We start from the raw sequence: 1,372 nt of genomic DNA on the forward strand, positions 1-1,372 counted from the left end.
GTGCCATGTGTGGACGGCTCCCTGTTGGCAAGGGATTTGTTTGACACTTCTGCTGGGCTGGTCGGTGCGGCCATGTGTTCGACCTGTTGGAGCGGTGCTCATGACCGCTGGCCATAATGCCCTTCGCGAAGGGGTCCCGACCAATTCCTCGCATTCCACGATGCTCTGGCACGAATGGGGTGTCCCGCTTCCCGGCTCGACCGGATCCTGCATTAGTGTCCGTACGCCCTTCCCAACCTCCTGATCGCCAATCCGTTTGGCGATGATTATGCCGCCTGCACAACAGGCTCACGATAGCGCTCGCCCTTGGCCATGATCGCCCACATCATGCGAGCCATCTTGTTGGCCAAGGCGACCGCCGCCACCTTGGTGGCCCGCCGCGCCAGCAACTGCACGAGCCACGGCCGCCGGGTGCCATGCCGCTGGGCATAACGGATCACTGCCAGCGCGCCCACCGTCAGCATGGAGCGCAGATAGCGGTTGCCCTGCTTGGTCACGCCGCCCAGCCGCTCTTTGCCACCGCTGGAATGCTGCTTCGGCACCAGCCCGATCCAGGCCGCGAGATTACGGCCTGAGGAGAAAGCCTGTGGGTTGGGAACATGCGCCACCAGGGCAGATGCGAGCAGCGGACCCACTCCAGGGATCTCGGCCAGCCGGCGGCTGACCTCGCTGGCCCGATGGCAGGCGGTGATCCGTCGGTCCATCTCCAGGATCTGGCGCTTGATCAACACCAGTTGCTCGGCCAAGGCCAGGATGCAGGCCCGGGCCAGCTCAGGCACGCGTTCGTCTTCATCCCGGACCAACAGCAGCAGCTCGTCGACACCTTCGCGGCCGATCTTCGCTACGAGGCCAAACTCCGCCAGATGCGCCCGGATGGCGTTGGTCAGCATGGTCCTCTGGCGCATTTGCATCAGCCGGACCCGGTGCAGCATCAGAATGCTCTGCTGCTCACACGTCTTCGTCTCGACAAAGCGCATGGTGGGCCGGGTCACGGCCTCGCAGATCGCCTCAGCATCGGCCATGTCGTTCTTCTGTCGTTTTACGTACGGTCTGACGTAAGCCGGCGGCATGAGCTTACCTGATGACCCAGGCTCTGGAGCTCCCGCGACCAGCGATGGGCACTCGCACAGGCCTCGATCCCGATCAGGCAGGGTGGCAGGGAAGCGAAGAACTTGAGCACCTGCCCTCGCCTGACCTGGCGGCGGATCAGCACCTCGCCGGTGGCGCTGATGCCGTGCACCTGAAAGACAGACTTGGCGATGTCCAGACCAATGGTGGTAACCGTGCTCATGGGTTGCACCTGTGTCGCTGGCTGCTCGAAGCAGCCATGCTACCTCACCGCTGAGCGGGAGCCGTCCACAGCATCATTTCC

The 1,372-nt window shown here is 63.7% G+C and carries 1 pseudogene; it reads right to left on the reverse strand.

Annotation, left to right across the window (positions count from 1 at the left end):
• Positions 1–266: 266 nt before the first annotated feature.
• Positions 267–1,291 (reverse strand): annotated as a pseudogene (locus ILT44_RS30370) (IS110 family RNA-guided transposase).
• Positions 1,292–1,372 lie beyond the last annotated feature (81 nt).

This window comes from Microvirga arvi, assembly GCF_016892765.1.
Lineage (GTDB): Bacteria > Pseudomonadota > Alphaproteobacteria > Rhizobiales > Beijerinckiaceae > Microvirga > Microvirga arvi.